The sequence below is a fragment of the Oceanobacillus caeni genome, from assembly GCF_042678465.1.
GTDB lineage: Bacteria > Bacillota > Bacilli > Bacillales > Amphibacillaceae > Oceanobacillus > Oceanobacillus caeni.
In genome coordinates, this window is sequence record NZ_JBHTKV010000039.1 from 1 (window position 1) to 23,708 (window position 23,708).

The following is a 23,708-nucleotide window of genomic DNA, read 5'->3' on the forward strand; positions in this document are numbered from 1 at the left end:
AAAGTTCAAATTAAATCTTAGTTAGAGTATAAAATAGCCCATACCTTAATACTAGGTGTGGGCTATTTGACGCTTACGGTTTTCCTCCACCTAACCCCAAAAGTCTCGTAGCTCTTCCCAACATCAAAATTCATCATTCCTCCTTGCCTCAAAAAAATTCCACCCCAAATAACCCAACCAATCCCCCCTCAACCCAAAACCTTTCGATTATAAAAATGAAAGGAGGTTGATATCATGGAACGCCGTACGATGACCGTAAAACAAGTAGCCACATTTCTAGGTGTACATTCCGATACGATTTATGATTTAGTGCGAGATGAAGAGATTCCACACTTCCGAATTAGAAGTAAGATTTTATTTTTGCCGGAAGTGATTGAGAAGTGGATTCAGGAACAAGGAAACTAAGGGAGAAGGTGCTACGTACAAGGCACCTTCCGAAGTAAAAATATGAAAGGAAGCAATAAACATGAATATGTGGAAAGAGATGAATGCTTTTCGGGATTGGTTATTATTAAACGAAATGTCCAGCAGCGCAATTGTATTATGGTATAGCTTATTTGCCATATGGAATAAGGCTGGCTGTCAGAGTAAATTTAGTGTACCTAATTCCATTTTGATGAAATTAACGGGTCTATCGAAGCAAGGATTAATTAATGCGAGGGCGACGCTTGTACAAAAGCAATTTATTCGTTATGAAAAAGGAAAAAGAGGATGTGCACCGATTTACTCCTTGAATTCATTGGTCCATTCAGTTGACTCATCTGAGTACCAATCCTCTACCCAATCACCTACCGAATCGTTGCCCTTAATAGATGATTTAAGAGAGAGAAGAAGAAGAGGAAGAAGAATTGCGTCAGAAAAATTGCTTGTTACATATGAACAAAACTTTGGTAGTCTTCCACCGGTTGTCATGAAATCTCTACATGATTGGTGTGACGTGTTTGACGAAGAGCTTGTGATGGAAGCTATTGAATTTACAGTAAAAAAAGGTGGAAGGACCTTTAGCTATTTAGAAAAAATCTTAGAGCAGTGGCAAGACGCGGGCTTGAAAAACAGAGAGGATTTACGACATTACATAAAACGACCAAAGACTAAAAAAATGGTCTTGTTCCAGGCTAGAGAGAAGCCGGAAAAACCAGAAACGTTATTTGATGAATTAAGAAGAGAGGAGGAACTCGGGGGAAACGGGAAGAGGCAATTGATGTACTGGAACATATTGCGGTAATGTACCCCAAGGTGGAAATGAGTAGGATAAAGGCGAAGATGCTTCTTCCGGCTCTGATGGAAATGGATTATGATGGTGTGATGACGAAGCTGAGGCATTTTGCTTCCACGTATCCATATCCACCAACCATTGCGGAGATTGCTGTGTATCCGAAAATGCAGAATGAACATATGGAGAACATGAAGAAATGGCAGGAGGAAGCTAATAAGGTTTCAGAACAAACGAAGCAACAGTTTCGCGTGCAACTGGAAAAATTGATTATACAAAAGGTGAACCATGAAAATAACAAATTATGAAACAGAGGCAACGTTACTCGGAGCGATACTGGTAGAGGGCACATTGTTTAATAACTTAGAATTGGAAGAAGAACATTTTTACGATGCGAGGCACCGAAGAATTTTTTTGGCGATGAAGGAGGTATTTGAGAGAAAACAGCCAATTGATATCGTGACCGTGACAACAGCCCTTCAGGATGATATTCATCAGATTGGTGGCACCCTTTATCTGACAGAAATGGCAGGGTCTGTAGCTACCTTGGCGAATTTCAAGCAGCATGAGCATTAATTCTTGAGGCATATCGCATGCGGAAAAGCAGGGACCTTGTGAAGGGTTACGTGGAAAATCCAAGTGACGAAGCGATGGACGTGCTACTAAAGAAGCTAACGCATTTTCAAGATGCAGGGACCAAGCAAAAAGAAAGGTCAACCTACGATTACTTGATGGAAATCAGCAAGGACATGACCGAGAAAACGAAACAGACTGGTTATATGACGTCGTTAACGGATTTTGACGATATGACAGGAGGCTTGCAGAAAGGCGATTTGATTATTGTGGCAGCTAGACCATCCGCTGGAAAAACAGCTTTTGCCTTAAATTTAGCTGCAGGCCATTGTAAAAATAAGGGTTCTTCCCTTGTGATTAGCTTAGAAATGGGAACCAAACAACTGTTGGAGCGCATGATTTCTGCGGAAGGGATGATGGACGGGAGAAAGTGGCGAAACCTATTATTCTCAGAGGAGAATTATGAAAAAGCATTTCGGGCTATTGGTACGATTGCATCTTGGGATTTAACTATTTTTGATACAAGACGAACGCTCTCGCAAGTTCGTTCTACGATTCGGAATGCGGTTCAGAAAGATCCAAACGGCCATCACCTTGTCATCATCGATTATTTGCAACTCATCACCCCAACTACCATTCGAAAAGATCGTCGGGATTTAGAAATCGGAGAGATTACTAGAGAACTAAAACTCCTCGCAATGGAATTAAAAGTCTCGATTGTCCTCCTATCCCAACTTTCCCGTGGTGTGGAATCCAGACAAGACAAACGACCGCTTATGTCCGATCTAAGGGAATCCGGAAACATTGAACAGGATGCGGACGTTATCGCTTTTTTATATCGGGATGATTATTATAATCGAATGTCGGAAAGTCCTACGATCACAGAGGTCATTATTTCGAAGCAACGGAATGGACCTACTGGAACAGTGGAGATGGAGTTTTGGAAGGAGTATGGTAGGTTTGGGGATATAAGAGCGGAAGGGAGAGCAGGACATAATCTGGCTGTGCGTTTCAAAGATTTTAATAAATAATCATAGTATAAGATGCCATTTGATCACCGAATGTATAAAATATTAAATATTCTATTATTCAGTCGTTACTTAAAGCATTCAATTAAGGTATTCATTCTTCATAAAATGGTCCGTTTGTCAATAAGAAAAATTCCATATATAGGTATAAATATAATAGATTTAGATTTCAATAAATTATTAATTTTATTGACTTCGATAATTATATTCTTTATATTACGAATAGAAACACTAAATTCTCTTTTAAATGTAAGTGCTAACATAGAATGGGTGGGGAGAAAATGATTTTATATGAAATTGAGCAACGATTTAAAGGGGAGAAGCTTACCGATATTAGGGAAACCGTACGAAGCGAGTTACGTAAAAACAAACAACTACAGCAGCTTCCGAAACATAGTGAAATTGCAATTACAGCGGGAAGTAGGGGTATTGAAAATATTGTTCTTATTTTAAATGAAATTGTTTCTTATTTAAAAGAAAAAGAATATAAACCTTTTATTGTTCCTGCAATGGGGAGTCATGGTGGGGCAACTTCTGAAGGTCAGATAGAAGTATTACATCAATTAGGGATAACGGAGGAAAGTATTGGAACAACTATTCGTTCATCTATGGAAACAATCCAATTAGGAACAACACAAGATAATTTACCTGTTTATATGGATAAAAACGCCTATCTTGCAGATGGAATTATTGTGGTTAATCGTGTGAAAGTACATACGGCTTTTCATGGAAAAGTGGAAAGTGGTTTAAGTAAGATGGTTGCGATTGGACTTGGGAAGCAAAAAGGAGCAAGTTTTATACATGGTCGGGGCGCGAATAGCATGGAACATAATATTATAGCTGTATCCAAGTATGCTCTGGAACGTGTGCCTATACTAATGGGGCTTGGAATTATAGAGAACGGGTATGATCAAACAGCGCAAATTAAAGGTGTCGACGTGGAAGAATGGTATGATCAGGAGGCCACTTTACTATTGAAGTCTAAGGAACTTATGCCATCATTGCCTTTAAAAGAATTAGATGTTCTTGTTATTGAGGAAATGGGAAAAAATTATAGTGGGACAGGAATGGATCCAAACGTTATTGGAAGAATGCGTATTGATGGAACGGAAGAACCTTTGGAACCAAATTTTAAACGTATTCTTGTTCTTGACTTGTCGGAACAGTCTCATGGAAACGCTCAAGGAATAGGTTTAGCTGATTTTACAACAGAAAAACTGATTAGCAAAATAGACCGAAATTCGACATATATGAACGCGCTAACAAGTACCTTTTTACGTAGAGTCATGTTTCCGTTACATTATCCAACAGAGGAATCAGCCTTAGATGCAGTTTTCCTAAGTTTAGGACCAGATGTTAATAAGGAACAGGTAGATTTTATTCAAGTAAAAAATACACTACATTTAAGTAAATTATTTATATCCGAAAGTGCATTAAAAAAGATAGACAAACAAAAGGTAGATTATGAAATATTAAGAAAAGTAGAATTAGAGTTTAAAGATGGGGAGTTAAAGCATCGCCTATTAAAAAGTTAATTTAAGTTTAAAAAAGGGAAAAAAATGGATTGGAAAAAAGCTGATACCAGATTGTTATCAGCTTTTTTGGGAAAATTGCAAGGTAATAGAGTTACAATCCTAGTAAACTTTTCGGATTATTTTTAATCATCCATGTTAACTGTTGTTCATTAATCCCCGCTGACAATAACTCTTCCACAAAGCGATTGAATGCATGGACAGGTGGCTCGTTATGTGGTTGCCCATAATCAGTCACCAAAATGCAATTTTTATACCCAATCTTATTAATCGTATTAGCCATGTCGTCAATACTTAAATCGTGAAAGTCAGAACTGCAAGCGAGGTAGCATTTTTCAATAATACAACCCTTCGAAGCAAAATAGAGTTGATCTTCCATCGGGATTTTCGAGATACCCATATCTGCATGTTGGATAAGAATTTTTTCTACTCCTATGTCAAGTGCATATTTTATGAGTATATGAGTTTCTTCTAAAGAAAGATGTCCAGTAGCTAATACTGCGTCAAACTCTTTAATTTGATATAAAATTTCAATTGCTTCATTTGTAAGTTTTCCATTTTGTTGAATGTTAATCGTCGAATTAACGGCATTTGGGTCTCCGTTAAATAGTTTCGTATGCTTATTACTAAAGTAGTGATGGTGTTGCCTTGTAGAAATAGTAGGAAACCAGACTATTTTACCACCCATTTTTAACGCTGTTTCTACAGCATATGGGTTTAACCCTCCAACATGATTATTTAATACAATACCTCCGAATACCTGAATAGAAGTTTTAACTTCATTAATTAAATAAGCTCGTTCAACCGTACTTGATTCATGACTTTTTAATACTAATCCTCCCATTTGTGCTTCGATTGCATCAGCTATTACCTCCCAGTCATTCTGTTTTCTTTCAAAAATACTAGGTGAACTATGTACATGGAAATCAAAAGAACCCTCAAGTAATGGATGAAATATTTTCTCCAACTTATTCACTCCAAACATTATTGTCATTTATTTATAATATTGACTATTTATTTAAGTTTAATTATACTGTAAAATACTTTTCCTTGTAAATTTCAGATTATATTACGAAAGGGGTTTCTTATGGAACACAAAATAATACCAATTTTTCTAGGTTTTCCAGCCAAATCAACTAGAGGCTTTCTCGGATGGAGTACCGCCTTGTTAATTAAGATTACAACGGATAAAAATGAGCAAAAAAATTATTTGTTTGATACAGGTGGGTATAATGAAAGATTACGTCTTATGGAAAAATTGCAGGAACATAATGTAAACCAAGATGATATTGATGGAATAATTATTAGCCATCTTCATTTTGATCACGCAGTCAACTGGATGCTTTTTCCCAATGCAAGTATCTATATTCATAGGTTCGAATTATATCCAAACACTGTATTTGAAGACTTTGCTGTTCCAGAGTTCCATAGGGAAAAATTGTTAAATCATCTAAATCTACAATTCGTGGCAGAAGGCGATGAAATGGATGGGATGAAAGTGATTGAATTACCTGGCCATACGGAAGGTTTAATAGGATTACAAATTGGCGAAAAACTTCTTGTTAGTGATGCAATAAAAAATAGAAATGAGTTAAGTGGTGGAGAACTTATGAATACTTGGAATGAAGAGATTGCAAGAAAATCTATTACAAAGATTCTAGGGCAAGCTAAATTAATTTATCCTGGCCACGATATTCCACTTTTAAAAGAAAATAACAAATGGAAAGGAATGGAGGAAGCAAAAGAACTTATTATCTTTGCGAATGGGTTATTAAACGAAAATAATAAAAGCTTAATAAAAATTAGGATAAAAAACATTTAAATGTAAGGCGGAGGATAAGATATTGCTTTATGTATAAAGCAATATCTTATCCTCTGTCTTTTAATATTCAGAAAATAGTATTGATTTATAAGATTGTAATATTGTATAATTGTATTACAAGTTTATGAGAGTGCTTACAAATAAAAGGGAAAAAGAAAAGATAAGGAGGAACATACAAAGTAAATTGATAATTATTAATGAGTAAATAGGAAACAGCAGAAATTATTGTAAAAAATGATGAAACAATAAAGTAAGGGGATGGAGAAAAGTGGATAATACTGCAAAGGATTTAAATAATATAGAATCGTCGAAGGAGAAAAAAAGTCTTTTAGGTATGTTCAAACAAATTGGACCGGGAATGCTTGTTGCGGGGGCTTTTATTGGAACAGGTACGATCACTACTAGTACCGTTGCTGGAACCAATAATGGGTATTCGCTATTATGGGCTTCTGTTACTTTGGCGGTTATTGTTGCGATTATTTTGCAAGAAATGTCAGCTAGACTATCTTTATCATCAGGTCAAAGTCTTGCAAAATTAATTCGAACAAGATTAGGTTTGTGGGCAAGTATCATAGCAGTACTTGCGATTGTTGGTGGAAACGCAATTTATTCGGTAGGAAATCTAGCAGGAGTAGAGTTAGCGTTGGGAGAACTAATAAGTGGGGTCTCAGGAAAGGGATGGATGTTTGTCGTAACTTTGATTTATTGGGGACTACTTATGATAGGTAAATTCTCGCTGTTGGAGAAAACAATCACATTTTTAGTAGCTACCATGGGCTTAACCTTCTTAATCAATATGTTCTATGTTAAACCGGTTTATTCAGATGTTTTATTCGGATTAACTGTTCCAAGATTTGAAATAACGGATATCATGTTAGTGTTAAGCTTAATCGGAACAACCGTAGTGCCTTATAATTTATATTTACATTCATCTGCAGTTGTTGAGAAAAAATGGCATAAAAAGCCTAAAGAAAATTTAAAGTTAATGCGATTGGATACTATTTTTCCTATTTTTATTGGTGGGTTAATTACAATGGCTGTTGGTGTGGTGGCTGGAACAGTTTTACATCCTCTACATGTGTCAAATGGATTGGAAATACAAGGCGCGGGGGAGATGGCAATGGCATTACAACCATTGTTGGGAAATGCTGCTTATGCATTGTTTAGTATTGGACTATTTGCAGCGGCTATATCATCCATGCCAATGGCAGCATTGTCTGCGGCATATGTTTTTACCGAAAGTTTTGGTTTATCTAGTGATTTGAAGAGTTTACCATTTAGAATTGTATTTAGTTTCGTTGCTTGGGTACCATTTATATTTGCGGTGGGAATTACTAACCCAGTATGGACAATTATATTAGCTCAAACTGTTAACGGTATGTTACTACCTATTACTGCAGTGGCAATTCTATATCTTATCAATAGAAAGGAAGTAGTTGGTGATTTAAGAAACAGGACAACTACAAATATACTTGGTTTTGTTGCAGTTGGTTTTGCGATATATCTAGGGGTATTAAATATTCTAAATTCTCTTGGCGTATTATAATTAAATAATACTGAGGATAAACAGGATTTAGTGATTTTATTTGGTTACAATGATTGGTCTATTTTATACATAGGTAGGGAGAGATTTGGATGATTGAAAGAAAAAAAGTTTCTAGTTTGGTGCTCGATGAGTTAATTAAAATGATTAATTCTGGAGAGTTACCTCCAAATAGTAAACTCCCAACGGAACAAGAATTAGCTCAAAAATTTGGGGTGAGTCGTGTACCGCTCCGGGAAGCATTAAGTGTACTAGAGGCAACAGGGGTTATTGAATCAAAGCAAGGTGGTGGAAGTTGGATTAAAGAAATCAACCTTGCTACAATGCTCGATCCTGTTCAATTTGAAATGGTTGATGTAAGACAAGTACATGATTTACTAGAAATGCGAACAATTATCGAATCAGAAGCTGCTTATCTTGCTGCTAAGCGACATAATGAAACGGATATAAAAGATCTCTATGAAAGCTTAATTGCATTTAAAAAGGTAATGGATGATGAACGTGAAGTAGGTTATGAAGCGGATTATGCCTTCCATCGGGTATTAGTTAAAGCTGCGTATAATCCGTTTTTAACTCAAACTATGGATCATTTATCAGCACTCCATTTAAGAGCTGTGAAATTTTCTTTGGAGAAGAACCTCGGTTGGACGGAAAAGAGAAAAGAAGTATATTTGGAACACGAAAAAATCTATGAAGCTATAAAGAATAGAGATAGCTTAGCTGCAAAACAAGTAGTAATAGAGCATTTAACTAATGTTCGTATCAAATTAAATGATAAACGAGTAATGAAAGAATCATTTCATAGATAAGATATTTATTGTTTTAGACATCACTATACGGATTGTGCAATCGAACCAGAAAATGGTTGAAACAGTAATTCCTATTACTTAAACTAGCCCATGCACTAGAGAAAAAAATGAAGTTTTTTAGAAAATACGATAAGGCATATCCATTATGGAGTTCAGAAGGTAATAAATAAAAATAGAATTAAGAAACATTGAATCTTTGTTTCTCAGTTCTATGCTTCAACTGGACAGTCCACCTAGCCACTAGACAGATTGGAGGGAAATTGTGGAGTTTAAACCAATTCAAAAGAGAAAAAGAATCTATGAAATAATTGTTCAGCAAATAAAAGATGCTGTTGCCAATGGAACATACCGACCAGGAGATAAATTACCTTCCGAAAGAGTGTTCGCTGAGATGCTTGGAGTATCTCGGACTTCTGTAAAAGAGGCTGTAACAGTACTTGAATCATCGGGAATTATTTCTGTTAAACCTGGAGTTGGTATGTTTATTAGTCAAGATTCGGAACAAAAGTTGTTATTTAGATTGTCTCAAATATTGGAAGAAAATGATTCGGATTTTATGCATTTAATCGAGTTGAGGCAAGCGATTGAAGGAGATGCTGCGTATTATGCAGCAAGTAGGATGACGGGTGCCCAACGTGAAAGGTTATATTACATTTATCTGCGATTACTTGAAAAGGAAAGAATGGGAGAAATTGCTTTAAAAGAAGACTTTGAATTTCATTGTATTCTCATTGAAGCAGCAAATAATCCAGTGATGCTTCAAGTAGTCAATCTTGTTGCGGATCAAATTCAGGAAACTGTACAAAAAAGTAGGGAATTTTCAACAATGAATCGGGTATTAAATTTACAGGTTATGTCAGAACACGCGAAAATTTATGAGTCCATTATGAATAAAGATCCTAATGCTTCAAGGGAAGCCATGTGGGAACATCATCAAGGCATAAAAGAGAGACATCAACAAAGTCATTTATATCGAATGGAGGAGTAACATGGAGCAACAACAGTTAGTAGTTTTATTAAAAAATATTATTAAAGAAGATAAACGAATACTTACAGATAAAGTTGATTTATACAGCTATTCTTATGATGCTTCCTTTGGGGTGCATTTACCAGATGTTGTAGTACAACCAAAATCAACAAAAGAAGTTTCAAAATTAATGAAATTAGCTAATCAATATGAGATACCTGTGTATCCAAGGGGGCAAGGAACAAGTTTAAGTGGTGGGCCACTTCCTGTAAAAGGAGGAATGGTCCTCGATCTATCGAAATGGGATGACAAGTTAATTGTCAATCATGAGGATATGGTAGCTGTTGTCTCTCCGGGGGTGCTGACAGCCGATATTAATAGTGCTGCTATGAATAAAGGTCTAATTTATCCACCAGATCCAAGTAGTTCCAACGTATCAACCATTGGCGGGAATTTAGCAGAAAATTCAGGTGGACCACGAGGATTAAAATACGGAGTTACCAAAGATTATGTTGTAGGGCTAGAAGTTGTCACACCAGAAGGAGAAATCATTCGTACTGGTGGAAGAACGGTAAAGAATGTAACGGGTTATGATTTAACTAAATTAATTGTTGGCTCTGAAGGAACACTTGGTGTTATCACGGAAGCAATTTTAAGGCTTTATCCAAAACCACAAGCAACAAAAACAATGATGGCTGTTTTTGATGATATTGTTGATTCTGGACGTGCCATTACTAATATTTTAAGCTCTGGAATATTACCATCGAAACTAGAGATTATGGATAACTTAACTATCAATGCGGTAGAAGATTATGAACCTCTTGGACTTCCTAGGGATGCAGAAGCGTTGCTTTTAATTGAATTGGATGGACACCCAGCTGCTATTGAAGATGAGATTTTCCGTGTTAAAGAAGTATGTAATGAGATAACAAAAGAAGTAGAAGTAGCAAACACTCCTGAGGAGGCAGCGGAGTTATGGCGTGCGAGAAAACTAGTTTCTCCAGCAATAGTAAAGGTAAAACCAACAAAAATCTCAGAAGATGCTACCATACCAAGAAGTAAAATACCTCATATGTTCCAACGGCTGAAAGAAATTAGAGAAAAATATAAATTAAACTTAGTTGTATTTGGTCATGCTGGAGATGGAAATTTACATCCGAATATTATTGCTGATAAGCGCGATGAAGAAGAGATGCAACGCGTAGAAAGAGCTGTTGAAGAAATTTTCCAAGCCGCAATAGAACTGGGTGGAACTCTGTCTGGTGAACATGGAATTGGAACATTAAAAGCACCGTTTATGGAAATGGAATTAGGGGAAGTTGGACTCGATATGATGAAACGTATAAAGGAAGCCTGGGATCCGAAGAATATTTTAAATCCAGGTAAAATTTTCCCTGAGCCTGGACAAAGGTTGGTGTTAACAAATGGCTAAGTTAGCGTATGAAGAAACATTTGACTGCGTACAATGTGGCTACTGTTTACCAGCATGTCCAACATACTTGACAATGGGAAAAGAAACACACTCTCCAAGGGGAAGAATAAACTTAGTGAAAATGGCAGCAGAAGGGAAAATTACGTATGATGAACTGGATGGTCCTATTAATTTATGTTTAGGATGTAGGGCGTGTGAAGTGGTATGTCCAACAAATGTACAGTACGGAAAAATATTAGAATCAGCAAAAGACTATATTCAAGAAGAAAAGAAAAAGGAAATGCCGAAACGTGTTAAAATGTTTCAGGATTTTGTTTTTTATAAGGCCATTCCAAACAACAAAATGTTAAAAACAGCAGGTAGTGGAATCGCATTATATCAGAAAACTGGGTTACAAAAAGTAGCACATAAATTGAAAGCAACGAGAGTTTTACCCGAAAATTTACGAAGTTTTGAAAAGATATTGCCAGATGTAGAAGGACCTTCAAATAGGAAAAAACGTCAGGAATTCTATCCGGCAAAATTAAGACCTTCTTTTAAGATTGGATTCTTCGTTGGCTGTGTCATGGATACTATGTTCTCTGATATCAATACGAGAAGTATGAAATTATTACAATTAGCTGGATGCGATGTAACAGTTATTAAAGAACAAACCTGTTGTGGTGCACTGCAAGCTCATGCTGGAGAAACAGAAATCACAAAACAATTAGCAAAAGAAAATATCCAAGCATTTGAAAGATATGATTTTGATTACATCGTAAATAGTATTGGTGGTTGTGGTGCAATGTTAGTAGAATACGATAAATTACTCGCTGATGAGCCAGAATGGAATGACCGAGCAAAACGATTTGCAGAGCGTAATGTAGATATTAGTGTAATATTAGGCCAATTGCAGTTGCCATTTACGAAAGAAATTAATAAAGTTGTGACTTATCAACCTTCATGTCATATGAGTAATGTTCAAAAAAGAGTAAAAGAACCATTTGATATGTTGAAATCTATTCCTGGAATTACATATTTGGAACTACCGAATAAGAATATGTGCTGTGGATCAGCGGGAATATATAACATTGTTAATTACGATGAGTCGATGGATGTTCTAAATGAAAAAATGAAGCATGTGAATAAAGTTTCTCCTGAAGTGATTGTTACGACAAACCCTGGTTGTCACTTGCAAATGAAATTAGGTGTGGAAAGAGAAGGGTACTCGGATAGAATTGAGGTAGTTCATATTGTCGAGTTATTGGCGGAAGCTTGTGGGATTTAAGCTTAGAAAATGACTGAATGTATAGATAGAATATATAATAGGAACCCACAAAACAAAAACTGATATGCTCCCCTTAAGGTAGACAGATTAAAAAATTAAAATCTGTTTCTATCTTAGGGGGGGGTGTCAAAAAGGTCTTATCCCAGTGAAGTTAAGTATAAAGTAATAATGACTTATAAAAATGAAGACTATACACTGAGGTAGTTATGCTTGAAATACCAAATTAATCAATCAACTCTTTACGAATGGATTAAGAGGTAAAAAAAGGAATACGTGGATTAGAAGAATCAAAAACATGGAAAACATATTCTAAAGAATTAAAGGAAGCAGCGGTTAAAGTTTATATTTCAGGTGACTATTCCTTACGTGAGGTTGTAAGTAAATATGGTATTTTGGATTCATCTGTTCTTCGTAAATGGATTAGGAGCTATAATGGTCTTAGAGAATTAAAAGATACGGGGAAAAAGAGAATGAACGTTTACGTGCGGAGAATGCCTTTCTAAAAAAGCGTTATGTTTTTGGACATCGAAACAATAATCGACTTGTTTTTAAACGTTGGAACTGGCTACAGCTACATTGAATGATGATGAACATCCGCTTATTCCTAGTGATCGAGGTTTTCAATATACTTCTCACGGATTTAAACGTCGGATGGATAAGGCAGCGATGACACACAGTATGTCTCGAGTCGGAAAATGCATTGATAACGAACCGATTGAATCGTTTTGGGGAACTCTTAAATGTGAGAAATATTTATATACATTCCATGCACCGGAAAATGGAATACAACACGATTAAGCGGTGAGTTTTGTGAATTTACAGGTATCTATTGTACTTTTTCCAAAATACCTGGGTGCAAGCTCTTTACACTGGCTTGTCCCGCTAGCCCCATGGTTAAATCGAAATCCGCAAGCATGTTTTGGAGCACTTCCTTTACTCCGGATTGTCCGCCCACTGCTAGGCCGTACATGGCAGGACGCCCGATCAGTACCGCATTTGCTCCAAGGGCGAGTGCTTTCATAATGTCGGATCCCCGGCGAATGCCGCTGTCCATGAAAACGGGAACCTTTCCGTCAACGGCTCCGCAAATAGCAGAAAGCACATCGAGGGCTGCAATAGCGCCGTCGACTTGCCGTCCGCCGTGGTTAGAGACGATGATACCGTCGACTCCTTTTTCAAGAGCGAGTTTTGCATCATCCGGATGCAAGATACCCTTCAGGATAATTGGCAACTTTGTGTGCTCTTTCAGGAAATCAATGTCTTCCCATGTCAGGCCGGTATTCCCAAAAATGGTTGTCCAATGCATGATTGCGGCTGTCGGGTCTGCCTCTGGCGGCGCATCGAGTTTTGAACGGAATGCCGGGTCGGTAAAGTAGTTACCTACACCTTCTCCGATTAGAAACGGCAAATATGCATTCTTTAAATCATGTTCCCGCCATGCCATCATCGCTGTGTCAAGTGTGACGACAATTGCCGAATACCCCGACGCCTCAGCCCGTTTTAGGAAACTCGCGGTGACATCTTTATCACGCCCCCAGTACAGCTGGAACCAGCGAGGCGCATCGCCGACCGCTTCGGCAATTTTCTCCATCGGCACTGTTGATACAGTACTTGCGATGAAAGGGACACCTAGCTCAGCACAAGCTTTTGCTGAAGCGATTTCTCCGTGTTCATGGATGATGGATTGGACGCCGACGGGAGCAAGCAAAACAGGGAATGGAGAGGTTGTACCAAAAAGTTCGACGGACAGATCACGTTTGTCCACATTCCTTAACATACGTGGAACAATACTCCACCTATTAAAGGCGGCACGGTTATTCTGCTCGGTCTGACCGCTTCCCGCTGACCCAGCAATGTAATAGTAGGGGCCGTCTTCAAGTTTCTCACGTGCTTGTTTCTCCCATTCCTCAACCTGTATCGGCAACCGATCCGGTCCTGGCTGAATCATATTCATATAAATCTTGTATTGCACGTTATTTCCGATGTTTTGCATTCCATTCTCCCCCTTCTTATGTTATCTATATATATTCATATTTAAATTATAATATTCCTCGCACAAACCTTGACCGGATCATGGTATTATCATTCCGATGTGTTGTTCACAAAACAGTTCGTATAAAACAGCTTCCGATCCCTATAACTCCTAAAATACGTTTTAGTTTTTATTCCCATTTGCATTTCCAGCCCGCACCTACTAATCTTAAAGATACATCCATCATAATTTCAATATTTTAAGGAGCACACAGTATGTCAAAAAAAAGATCCAACTATCGAAAAGATGCCAAAAATGTAATCGTTGAAGTGAAAGAGCCCGATGAATTATTATCCTTTTTATTAAAGGTAATGTCTAATCGAAGTAGAAATTCAGTAAAGTCCATCTTGGCTAGAGGTCAAGTAACGATTGATGATCATATCGAAAAACGGTTTAATTATCAATTAAAACCTGGCCAAACGGTCACGATTCTAAAAAACAAAGCTGCAGTAAAGCAAAATGTATTAATTGGAATGCAGATTCTTTATGAAGACGAGGATATTATTGTCATTAACAAGGAAGCTGGATTATTATCGATTGCGACGGAAAAAGAAAAACAGCAGACGGCATTGCATCAATTAATGAAATATGTAAAGAGGGAAGACCCTGAAAATAGAATTTTTGTCGTGCACCGCTTAGATAAAGACACATCAGGTGTGATGCTGTTTGCAAAGAGTGAGCGTGTGAAAAGGAAACTACAGGATAATTGGGCAAAGGCCGTTAAAGAGCGGACATACGTGGCGCTAGTTGAAGGTAGGTTTACAGAGAAGGAAGGCTATATCACGTCTTGGCTAAGAGAAACGAAAACACATCTTATGTATTCCAGTCAAACGCCAAATGATGGCTTACTTGCAAAAACACGCTATACGTTCATTCAGGGTAATGCAGATTTTTCTTTATTAGAATTGAATCTTGAAACTGGTAGGAAAAATCAAATTCGAGTCCATATGCAGGATCTTGGGCATCCGGTTGTTGGTGATAAAAAAAATGGATCTAAGGAGAGGAATGTAATTGGCAGACTCGGTTTACATGCGAAGACCCTAACCTTCCAACACCCAACAACAAATAAAATCTTAACATTTAAAGCGGATGTACCAGCATCTTTTTTAAGTAAGTCTAAATAAACGATTAGCGGGGGAACAGTTTATCTGTTTCCCTTTAACTTTTTGGGGTCACATTCAAGAAAAAAGGAAATACAACATAATAATCCCAACCACTCCGTAAATACTAATCAATATGCTATAGTTAAAAAGCCTTGGAACAAAAATAAAGGCATTACTATAAGAAAAGAGACGTGATTAGCCGTGCCTGATTTTTTACAACTAGGTATTCGAAAAGAGATAAACCATACATTAAAGTCATTAGGAATAGAAGCTCCTACCTCCATCCAGGAACGGACGATTCCATCCGTACTGGAGGGGAAGGATGTTATTGCAAAAGCACAAACGGGAACAGGAAAGACGTTGGCTTTTGTTCTTCCTATGATTGAAAAGATTGATGTGCACAAGTCGGATGTTCAAGCACTTATTTTAACCCCAACAAGAGAATTGGCTCAGCAAATTTCAAAAGAGATAAAAAGAATGGTTGAGAACGTAGAAGGCATACATACGTTAGCTGTGTATGGTGGTCAAGATGTGGAGCGTCAATTAAAAAAGTTAAAAGGGGACAGGCATATTGTCGTTGCAACTCCTGGTCGGTTATTAGATCATATTCGCCGTGAAAGCCTTGATCTTTCAACGGTTCAGATGCTTGTGTTAGATGAAGCTGACCAAATGTTACAGATGGGTTTTCTTCCAGAGGTAGATGACATCATCCATGAAACACTTTCTACCAGACAAACCATGTTATTCTCTGCGACTATCCCAAAAGAAATTAAATCTCTTGCCAAAAAATATATGAACGAGCCAGAATTCATTGAAGTAAAAGCAAAAAAGGTAACGGTTGAAGAAATTAAACAAGTTGTGATTGAAACAACGGATCGGAGAAAACAAGAAACTATATTCCATTTAATCGAAGAACATCGACCGTTTTTAGCGATCATATTTTGCCGAACAAAAATTCGTGTCAGAAAACTTCACGAAGCTTTGATTGCCAATGGGTACAATTCAGACGAGTTGCACGGTGATTTATCCCAGTCTAAACGCGAAAAAGCGATGAAACGTTTTCGTGAGGCGAAAACTCAAGTCCTAGTTGCAACAGACGTTGCTGCAAGGGGACTGGATGTCGAAGGAGTGACACATGTTTACAACTATGATATTCCCCATGATGTGGAAAGTTATGTTCACCGAATTGGACGTACTGGCCGTGCAGGTGGCGATGGGGTTGCCTTTACCTTAATGGCTCCTAAGGATTTAGAGTTCCTACGTTTGATTGAAAAAGGGATTCATCAAAGATTGGAAATACAAGTGATTAAAGGAGTCAGTATCCCTGATCGTGAGGATTATCAAAGAATAAGCAACGAACAATTAAAAAAAGCAAAACCCTCTGATGGTGGTAGAAGAGACGGAAAGAATACTGCCACGCGTTCTTCCAATAGAAGACCTAATAAGAATCGACAAAAAGGCAATTCAGGTACTACAATAAGAGGTGGAAAATGTACACGCTAAAGCATACGAAATGGATTTGCTTAATCCAAAATGCACTAAAGTATTACTGTACAATCAAATACAGGAGGATTTACCAATGTTACATAAACGAATGAAACAATACATTTCATCATTGATGAGTGAAGAGCAACAAGCTACACCTTCGTTTGAAATTTATCAAGAAGAAAAAGAGTATATGGAGGAACATGAATTAATTTCAAATGACGTTACATTAATAGAAAAAGATCCTACGACACGTTTCCAAGATGCTTATATTGAAAAATGTGATAAAAATACAGAAGAAACTCTCTCTGAAGAATCATTCGCTTTTTTAGAACAGCCGATCGACTACCTTCAAAAACACAAGAATGAATTTTTATACTTAGAATCTAAATGGTTGGAAATCATCGGCGTCGATGCCATCACATTGGAATTGAGTGATCTATTTGGAACATACGACGTCATGGTAGGATTGCAGCTGCAGAAAAAGTTTGAGATATCCCTTAAAGAAAACTTAAGGAAAGAATTACATGGAGATGAAGCAAGATTTGAATTGATTTTTAATCAAACGGATGGCTTGTTTGATTTGAATTTTGCCTTGAATTATGTGAATGGGTTTAAAGAAGAGATGTCATTAGAGGAAGCTTTTCGGTTAATTTATCGCTTTCTATTTAAACTAGTTGAGAGAATGGAAGAAAGAAGCAAAGACATGAATTAACTGTTATATCGCATTTCCTTCTCTACAAAAAAAGGATAAAAATTAGCGTACCTACTAAAATGTATTTTATTAGAAAAAGGGTCTGAGCCCAGATCCATTTGGTCAAGGGAAAACTAGTTAGATAGGATTACATTCTGCCGCGAAAGAAATTAAGGATCATTAAATGACTTATTAAGTACAACAGCAACAGTGAGGACAGGTAACTCATCCCAGTTGAATGGGGTAGGTACCTGTCCTTGTTCCTAATCACTTTTCTATCGTATCGTTTTTCTTTCTTGGTTGATTGGTATCCGGGACCTCTAGTTGTTGTAGCTGATAATCGTACTCGATCGTTCCACCACCAAGACCTTCATTAATCATTCGGTCGACCTCAAGCATATAGTCCATGTCTTTATCATTTTCAATATACATATCCACCATCTCCTTTGATTTCAATATATGAAACTTTCTCATTTTCGTCCTAGATGCCATATCAAAGGATAAGCAGAAGCCTTTTTGGGTATTCAGTTTCTGAAGTGAGTTAAACTCAATTGTATTTTTTGTTACGGCAGTTGGAACAGCCATTCTATTCTTGGCTAAAACTGATTAGAAGATAGCATGATTTGTGGAACTAGATAAGGATATTCCAAAAGGGAAGGCCACCACTATCAGTTATCACTGATAGTAGGTGGCCCCTTACATGGTTTCGATTCTCTAAGAAGGCATGCCAACTACTGATTTAATTTCTAAATATTCTTCTATACCAAATGCTCCCCACTCACGCCCGATTCCAGATTGTTTATAACCTCCAAAACAAGCTGCGAAGTCAAAAGGAGCACCATTGACATTAATAAGACCCGCCCGGATTGAAGTTGCGACTTTCCGCACTTTTTCTTTGTCCTCACCAACGACATATCCGGCTAATCCATATACCGTATCATTAGCAATTTCAATCGCTTCATCAAGATCGTCATAAGTTAAGATGGACATGACTGGTCCAAAGATTTCTTCTTGGGCGATAACCATATCGTTTTTCACATTGGTAAAGACGGTTGGTTTGACATAGTATCCTTTTTCCAATCCTTCTGGTTTACCAGTACCGCCAATTAGGAGTGTTGCACCTTCTTCTATTCCTTTCTTTATATAACCTTGTACACGATTGTATTGTTTCTCGGAAACGAGTGGTCCAAAGAAATTAGTAGCATTCTGTGGATCACCAAATGGAAAATTAGGTAGGACTTCCTTTACTGCATCGGTGAATTCATTTATCTTTGACTTTGGAACGAGTGTACGTGTTGCTGCTGAACATACTTGACCGGAGTTTAAGACAACATTCGTAACCGCAATTTTTGCTGCTTTTTTCATGTCGACGTCATCAAGTATGATAAGTGGTGATTTCCCTCCAAGTTCGAGCGCCACTTTTTTAATATTTTTTGCGGCATTTTCAGTGATCTTTTGACCAACTGGACCGGATCCGGTAAAAGATACAAAGTCAATATCAGGATGAGAACTGATCCCATTTCCGACGACTTCACCTGTACCATTTACAAGGTTAAAGACACCTTTTGGTAAACCAACCGCTTGAAAGATCTCAGCGAGTATAATTGCTGCAAATGGTGTAAGTTCTGATGGTTTTAACACGACTGTACTTCCGGCAGCAAAAGCACTAGCAAGCTTCGTTGATGGCTGGTTCGTTGGAAAGTTCCAAGGAGTAATTAGTCCACTTACACCAATTGGTTCTTTTCGAATGACCGTATTCCCACGTCTCTCGGTGAATTCAAAGCTTTCTAGCTCTTTTGCAGCTTGTCGGAAATGGGATAACCCCAAGACGTAATGCGTATTTTCACTTATGGAAATAGGGGCTCCCAATTCTTCCGTAATGACTTCCACGATATCGTTTTTGCGGTTCTCATATTCATCGGCAATCCGATTTAATAGGTCAATGCGTTCTTCCTTTGTTGTCTGAGAAAATGATGGGAAGGCTGCGCGGGCTGCAGCAACAGCTTTATCTAAATCTTCTTTTGTTCCATCACTAATTTGACCGATTACTTCTTCTGTTGCCGGGTTGATGACATCAACCGTCTTTGTACCGGTAGACTCCACCCATTCACCATTAATAAAATGTTTTAAAAATTTACGCATGCTAGATACCCCTTTTCATAAAATTGATTTAGACTGTTTCATTTTGTTAGGTGTTTTTCAACATCTATAACTAAAGAAAGAGTCCTGCGTTTTTTATAAAAACAGAATCCTCCGAGTGTATGAACCATGTAGTTATTAATGATTCTATTCTAGTAGTAAGGCAAGTATTCCTATGAAACTCATAAGGCCGGAATAGCTTAACGGAAAATGAAAGTAAGTTTGAAGCTACCTTACTAGTCTTTCATCTGTCTTCAAAAGAATCTATTGTAACGCAAGTTCGTTTGGGGATATCGGTTAATCCCAAATCAGGAATGAGAATCGTTCAGCTCCTACATTTTATAGTAGCTCCAGGTTCTCCATGTTGTTTCAATTGCAAAGAAATTGGTTAGTATGATCATAAAGGGAGGTTTTCATATGGGTTCAATCTCAGTACTAGGTGCAATCGTTATCCTTACTGGGTGGTTTGCGCTTATTGAATACGATCAATTTCCTGAAACTAAACGTACAGAGATTTTAGAACGAATTAAAGGAAGTCCCGTCGCTATCATTGTAATCGCCTTAATGCCTGTTGGGATCCTCATCAATATGTTAGGAAACTTTTTCGGCTCTCTTTGGATGGTCATCATCGGGGCAACCATGATATTTATACAAAGTATCATCGTTTCCCTTTTATTCTGGAGGCGAAAACGTTGGAAAAGTATTGTGCTACTTATTACGATGATTTTACTAGGAATTATCCTCTATATGCCATTCTTCATTAAATAGCTAAGGTTGTTTTTCATTCTTTCTTCAAGAAACTGAGAGGCCGTAGCCTAATAAGTAGATGGGTGTCGTCTGAACATAAAAAGATAGTCATCCATGCTGTTTGGAACAAGGGGAACGGTTCTAATGCTTTCATTTCTGTCGGAAGTATTAGAACCGTTCTTGTGTTTTATAACAGTGTTGTCCATAATTTCTAATAAACCAAGATGATGAAACGAAGAATTTATGTAAACTGTGGGCATTCCTTTTTCTGTGTAATTATTTTCACTTTTTTCTAAAATGATTATTGACAAAATCGCAAAACTGTTATATATTATCAACATAAAGTTATATCTGTTATATAACAAATAGGAAGGAAAATAATGGAAAACATTTGTGTTGCAGCATACCGTGGTTACTTGTTGATTTGCGAGAGAAATGGCATGAAGTCCATTAGCTTTTATCACTTTATCGGACAATTAACAGAAGAACAGATCAACGAGTATAGTAAGTTGGCAATTTAAGAAAAGGACGTGTTGAAAACGGAACTCCCATTAGAATCAGAAGTCGAAGTCAAATAAAACCCCTACTTGTCATGTATGAATACAAGTGGGGGTTTTTAGGTGGATCAAAAATAGTTACCCATTTATATGATGACAGGATCTTTCTATACCGCGCATAAAACTCCTTTGGACAAAGCATTATCCCAAAAGGTTTGTAAAAAAGACGCGAAATTTTGTTACAATAAAAGTAAGCAACATTCGGGCCATTTAACGGAGTGAGAATTATAACGATCGAGACTAGAGAGAGCAGGTGGTTAATTGTTTAAGGCAGGAGTATATTTGATACATGGATTGATATTCATATTAGTAACCCTTATTGGTATAGGCCCAATGTTTAGTATTGCTGCACAAGTCCCAGATCAAACTTATGGGGTTTAGGTTTCAATGATTGTGATTTTTAATATCCACAATAGGCTTGATTGCTCTTTTTATTTGCACTTTACAATACATATACCCTTACGTTTTGGATTTATTTTAGAATCAACAAAGTAATAACTGTTTAATTAACGGGCGTGATTCTCGAACAAAGATTTGTGCTTGTTCGGTAATCGGGCCATTATAAAATATAAAGGGGGCTAAATGATGTGGATAATATTAGGGGTCATTGCTATAATAGCAACTTTTATAAATCTTTATATGTATGGAACAGGAAAAGATTATAAATTGGCAATGGCATTGGGTTTATCATTTACAGCGCTAACACTTGTCGCAGAATACAGGATGGTATCCGATTGGGTAAAAGTGGAGGATTGGTCTGCTTTATTAGATGTAGTGCCTACAATGGAGACAGCGTTATGGTTTTTGACGATACTATCCATTTTATTAAATATAACTCCTATACTTTTAGAGTTGAAAAGTAAAAATTAATGATTTATACCGCACTTCAATAAATGGACGCAATAACAGAATAAGCATTGCGTCCTTCATGAACAATCGAGCCAGATTGTGGCGTAGTTGAAACCTTGCTTAAAATTTATCGTAAGTGAAGAAAAGGGGGCACCTATTTTCCACATAAGGGTCATTTAACGGAATAAAAGAAGGAGAAAAAGAATAATGGATTCTCGTAAAATTAACTTATCAGAGGAAAAAGAAACTCTTCTGATCACTTTGCAGGCAAAGGCTCAGGACAGCCGTTCAAAAAATCCAATTCTTGATGATAAAAAGGCAGCAGAGTTCCTTCACATGATTGATTACGACTTTGAAAATGTCAGTCATTTTGGGAACGAAATCATGGTCATAAGAGCGAAGCAATTGGATACATGGCTGCAGAAATTTATAAAAAAGCATCCTAGCGCAACGGTGCTTAATCTTGGTTGCGGTCTGGATACAAGAATAACAAGAATTAATCCGCCGTCCAAGGTAAATTGGTTTGATGTGGATTTCCCCGAGGTTATCGAATTACGTAAGTCCTTTTTTAAAAGTCAAAAAGGCTACGTAATGATCTCATCTTCTATTACGGATCTAAACTGGCTAAATGAAATTCCAAAGGACCAACCAACCATAATCCTTGCAGAGGGTGTGTTGGAATATCTTACTGAAGATGAAGTAAAAGAACTGCTTAACCTGATAACAAGTAATTTTCCAAAAGGACAGATCGCTTTTGATGTAATGAGTTCCTTTGCGGTAAATTCCGGAAAAGACCGCCTAAAAGAAACAACAGGAGCTGTACACCAATGGACAGTGGATGATATTAATACCGTTGACCAATTAAACGGCAAACTAGAAAGAAAGACAGCCTTGTCTATTTTTAGATCAAAATACATTCATAAACTTCCATTAAAAACTCGCTTACTATATTCTGTTTTGGGCATGATTCCAAATTTCAGAAGTATGATGAAGTTACTTTTATATAAGTTTTGATGTGGAAAGCGAATTCCAAAATTTCTTTCCAAACATGAGATTGAACTTCTTCGAGATAGATGGAAAGGAATTTTAAATAGTTGATGTTCGTAAACGAAGCCCTTTGCGTAATAAAAGGTGTGTATTTTACGTACTAACTGAAAGAATAACAGGAGTGACTATCGAAAGGAGAAATAAAATTATGCATGATAAAAAAAATACAGAACCTGACCACACAGCAATACGAGTTGCATTGTGGCGTGCTTTGCATGTACAGGTCGATTCACCACCGTATGTGCTTGAAGATGAGGTCGGCTTACAATTGATTGATCCTGACAATGAATGGCGCCAAAGACCCGACATGGATCAAAAGTTTTCTAGGGGCTTCCGTGCTTCTATTGTTGCCCGTGCCCGTTTCATTGAGGATCTGATTACCGAGCAATCCAATCACAATGTTACCCAGTACGTAATTCTCGGCGCTGGACTAGATACCTTTGCTCAGCGTCGAACGGAGATTGCCTCCCGAATCCAGGTATTCGAAGTTGATCAACCCGAAACACAAGCTTGGAAAAGAAAACGCTTGGTTGAACTTGGCTTTGGTATTCCTAATTGGCTACACCTTGTTCCAGTCGACTTTGAAGCAGGTCGGTTATGGTTAGAGCAACTAAAGGTATCGGGTTTCGACATGAATAAGCCAGCTGTAGTCGTTTCTACAGGGGTTACACAATATCTTACCAAGGAAGCAATCACAGCAACATTACGTCAGGTTTCGAAGCTAGCTCCTGGCTCCACGCTGGCTATGACATTTTTATTGCCGTTTGAGTCAACAGAGTCCGAGTATCATTCTACACCTGCTTCTGTCAAGTAGACAGTACCAAAGTGTCTCAAAAAACTTTTCACAATACCTTTGTTTCCGATAGTTT

At 37.4% G+C, this 23,708-nt stretch carries 25 protein-coding genes and 1 pseudogene; 22 read left to right on the forward strand and 4 right to left on the reverse strand.

Annotated features, from left to right (window positions below; translation table 11 throughout):
- The first annotated feature begins 234 nt into the window (after nucleotides 1-234).
- The 6 genes from ACFQ18_RS16830 (at nucleotide 235) to ACFQ18_RS16855 (ending at nucleotide 4,349) form a co-directional block, all read left to right on the forward strand.
- Nucleotides 235-405 (forward strand): helix-turn-helix domain-containing protein, encoded by a 171-nt coding sequence (locus ACFQ18_RS16830; RefSeq protein WP_204798723.1) that lies wholly within the window; start codon nucleotides 235-237, stop codon nucleotides 403-405.
- 61 nt (nucleotides 406-466) lie between these two features.
- On the forward strand, nucleotides 467-1,225 hold the full coding sequence (locus ACFQ18_RS16835; protein ID WP_204798724.1) for a DnaD domain-containing protein: 759 nt from the start codon (nucleotides 467-469) through the stop codon (nucleotides 1,223-1,225).
- 17 nt (nucleotides 1,226-1,242) lie between these two features.
- Nucleotides 1,243-1,521, forward strand: coding sequence for a hypothetical protein (locus ACFQ18_RS16840; protein ID WP_204798725.1), 279 nt, complete (start codon nucleotides 1,243-1,245; stop codon nucleotides 1,519-1,521).
- A complete protein-coding gene (locus ACFQ18_RS16845) occupies nucleotides 1,502-1,789 on the forward strand; it encodes a DnaB-like helicase N-terminal domain-containing protein (protein ID WP_379566802.1) in 288 nt (95 codons plus the stop codon). Before ACFQ18_RS16840 ends, ACFQ18_RS16845 begins: the two co-directional genes overlap by 20 nt.
- A gap of 38 nt (nucleotides 1,790-1,827) precedes the next feature.
- The gene (locus tag ACFQ18_RS16850) at nucleotides 1,828-2,817 is read left to right on the forward strand and encodes a replicative DNA helicase (RefSeq protein ID WP_379566803.1); all 990 of its coding nucleotides are present in this window, start codon (nucleotides 1,828-1,830) and stop codon (nucleotides 2,815-2,817) included.
- Nucleotides 2,818-3,095: 278 nt separating this feature from the next.
- Complete coding sequence (locus tag ACFQ18_RS16855) at nucleotides 3,096-4,349, forward strand: lactate racemase domain-containing protein (RefSeq protein WP_204798726.1); 1,254 nt, start codon at nucleotides 3,096-3,098, stop codon at nucleotides 4,347-4,349.
- 91 nt (nucleotides 4,350-4,440) lie between these two features.
- On the opposite strand, the gene ACFQ18_RS16860 is transcribed toward ACFQ18_RS16855, so the two are convergent.
- Nucleotides 4,441-5,313: a DUF6282 family protein gene (locus ACFQ18_RS16860; protein ID WP_204798727.1), complete on the reverse strand. Its 873-nt coding sequence runs from the start codon at nucleotides 5,311-5,313 to the stop codon at nucleotides 4,441-4,443.
- Nucleotides 5,314-5,433: 120 nt separating this feature from the next.
- Between ACFQ18_RS16860 and ACFQ18_RS16865 the strand changes: the two genes are divergently transcribed.
- The 8 genes and pseudogenes from ACFQ18_RS16865 to ACFQ18_RS16900 form a co-directional block, all read left to right on the forward strand.
- Nucleotides 5,434-6,168 (forward strand): MBL fold metallo-hydrolase, encoded by a 735-nt coding sequence (locus ACFQ18_RS16865; RefSeq protein WP_204798728.1) that lies wholly within the window; start codon nucleotides 5,434-5,436, stop codon nucleotides 6,166-6,168.
- A gap of 268 nt (nucleotides 6,169-6,436) precedes the next feature.
- On the forward strand, nucleotides 6,437-7,714 hold the full coding sequence (locus ACFQ18_RS16870) for an Nramp family divalent metal transporter (protein ID WP_204798729.1): 1,278 nt from the start codon (nucleotides 6,437-6,439) through the stop codon (nucleotides 7,712-7,714).
- Nucleotides 7,715-7,803: 89 nt separating this feature from the next.
- Nucleotides 7,804-8,520 carry a FadR/GntR family transcriptional regulator gene (locus ACFQ18_RS16875; protein ID WP_204798730.1) on the forward strand — a complete coding sequence of 239 codons (717 nt, stop codon included), beginning with the start codon at nucleotides 7,804-7,806 and terminating at the stop codon, nucleotides 8,518-8,520.
- 262 nt (nucleotides 8,521-8,782) lie between these two features.
- Entirely contained in the window at nucleotides 8,783-9,508 is a 726-nt protein-coding gene (locus ACFQ18_RS16880; RefSeq protein ID WP_204798731.1) for a FadR/GntR family transcriptional regulator, read from the forward strand.
- 1 nt (nucleotide 9,509) lies between these two features.
- Nucleotides 9,510-10,919 carry an FAD-binding oxidoreductase gene (locus ACFQ18_RS16885; protein WP_204798732.1) on the forward strand — a complete coding sequence of 470 codons (1,410 nt, stop codon included), beginning with the start codon at nucleotides 9,510-9,512 and terminating at the stop codon, nucleotides 10,917-10,919.
- The gene (locus tag ACFQ18_RS16890; RefSeq protein WP_204798733.1) at nucleotides 10,912-12,186 is read left to right on the forward strand and encodes a (Fe-S)-binding protein; all 1,275 of its coding nucleotides are present in this window, start codon (nucleotides 10,912-10,914) and stop codon (nucleotides 12,184-12,186) included. Before ACFQ18_RS16885 ends, ACFQ18_RS16890 begins: the two co-directional genes overlap by 8 nt.
- 269 nt (nucleotides 12,187-12,455) lie before the next feature.
- Nucleotides 12,456-12,689, forward strand: a complete 234-nt coding sequence (locus ACFQ18_RS16895; RefSeq protein WP_204798742.1) for a transposase — start codon at nucleotides 12,456-12,458, stop codon at nucleotides 12,687-12,689.
- 8 nt (nucleotides 12,690-12,697) lie between these two features.
- Nucleotides 12,698-12,939, forward strand: a pseudogene (locus ACFQ18_RS16900) (hypothetical protein); the annotation flags it as partial.
- Nucleotides 12,940-13,012: 73 nt separating this feature from the next.
- On the opposite strand, the gene ACFQ18_RS16905 reads toward ACFQ18_RS16900, so the two are convergent.
- Complete coding sequence (locus tag ACFQ18_RS16905) at nucleotides 13,013-14,179, reverse strand: lactate 2-monooxygenase (RefSeq protein ID WP_204798734.1); 1,167 nt, start codon at nucleotides 14,177-14,179, stop codon at nucleotides 13,013-13,015.
- Between the two features lie 254 nt (nucleotides 14,180-14,433).
- Between ACFQ18_RS16905 and ACFQ18_RS16910 the strand changes: the two genes are divergently transcribed.
- The 3 genes from ACFQ18_RS16910 (at nucleotide 14,434) to ACFQ18_RS16920 (ending at nucleotide 17,521) form a co-directional block, all read left to right on the forward strand.
- Nucleotides 14,434-15,342, forward strand: coding sequence for an RluA family pseudouridine synthase (locus ACFQ18_RS16910; protein ID WP_204798735.1), 909 nt, complete (start codon nucleotides 14,434-14,436; stop codon nucleotides 15,340-15,342).
- Between the two features lie 180 nt (nucleotides 15,343-15,522).
- A complete protein-coding gene (locus ACFQ18_RS16915; protein WP_204798736.1) occupies nucleotides 15,523-16,824 on the forward strand; it encodes a DEAD/DEAH box helicase in 1,302 nt (433 codons plus the stop codon).
- 76 nt (nucleotides 16,825-16,900) lie between these two features.
- Complete coding sequence (locus tag ACFQ18_RS16920; protein WP_204798737.1) at nucleotides 16,901-17,521, forward strand: branched-chain amino acid aminotransferase; 621 nt, start codon at nucleotides 16,901-16,903, stop codon at nucleotides 17,519-17,521.
- A gap of 246 nt (nucleotides 17,522-17,767) precedes the next feature.
- Here ACFQ18_RS16920 and ACFQ18_RS16925 read toward each other — a convergent pair whose 3' ends face one another.
- Entirely contained in the window at nucleotides 17,768-17,932 is a 165-nt protein-coding gene (locus ACFQ18_RS16925; protein ID WP_167507324.1) for a hypothetical protein, read from the reverse strand.
- Nucleotides 17,933-18,214: 282 nt separating this feature from the next.
- Nucleotides 18,215-19,642 carry an aldehyde dehydrogenase family protein gene (locus tag ACFQ18_RS16930; RefSeq protein WP_047185115.1) on the reverse strand — a complete coding sequence of 476 codons (1,428 nt, stop codon included), beginning with the start codon at nucleotides 19,640-19,642 and terminating at the stop codon, nucleotides 18,215-18,217.
- A gap of 414 nt (nucleotides 19,643-20,056) precedes the next feature.
- On the opposite strand from ACFQ18_RS16930, the gene ACFQ18_RS16935 reads away from it, so the two are divergent.
- The 5 genes from ACFQ18_RS16935 (at nucleotide 20,057) to ACFQ18_RS16955 (ending at nucleotide 23,653) form a co-directional block, all read left to right on the forward strand.
- Nucleotides 20,057-20,407, forward strand: coding sequence for a hypothetical protein (locus ACFQ18_RS16935; RefSeq protein ID WP_204798738.1), 351 nt, complete (start codon nucleotides 20,057-20,059; stop codon nucleotides 20,405-20,407).
- Nucleotides 20,408-20,766: 359 nt separating this feature from the next.
- Complete coding sequence (locus tag ACFQ18_RS16940; RefSeq protein ID WP_204798739.1) at nucleotides 20,767-20,907, forward strand: hypothetical protein; 141 nt, start codon at nucleotides 20,767-20,769, stop codon at nucleotides 20,905-20,907.
- 621 nt (nucleotides 20,908-21,528) lie between these two features.
- Nucleotides 21,529-21,813, forward strand: coding sequence for a hypothetical protein (locus tag ACFQ18_RS16945; protein WP_047185112.1), 285 nt, complete (start codon nucleotides 21,529-21,531; stop codon nucleotides 21,811-21,813).
- 186 nt (nucleotides 21,814-21,999) lie between these two features.
- A complete protein-coding gene (locus ACFQ18_RS16950) occupies nucleotides 22,000-22,806 on the forward strand; it encodes a class I SAM-dependent methyltransferase (protein WP_204798740.1) in 807 nt (268 codons plus the stop codon).
- A 181-nt stretch (nucleotides 22,807-22,987) separates the two neighbouring features.
- Nucleotides 22,988-23,653 (forward strand): class I SAM-dependent methyltransferase, encoded by a 666-nt coding sequence (locus ACFQ18_RS16955; RefSeq protein ID WP_204798741.1) that lies wholly within the window; start codon nucleotides 22,988-22,990, stop codon nucleotides 23,651-23,653.
- The last annotated feature ends 55 nt before the right edge of the window (nucleotides 23,654-23,708 follow it).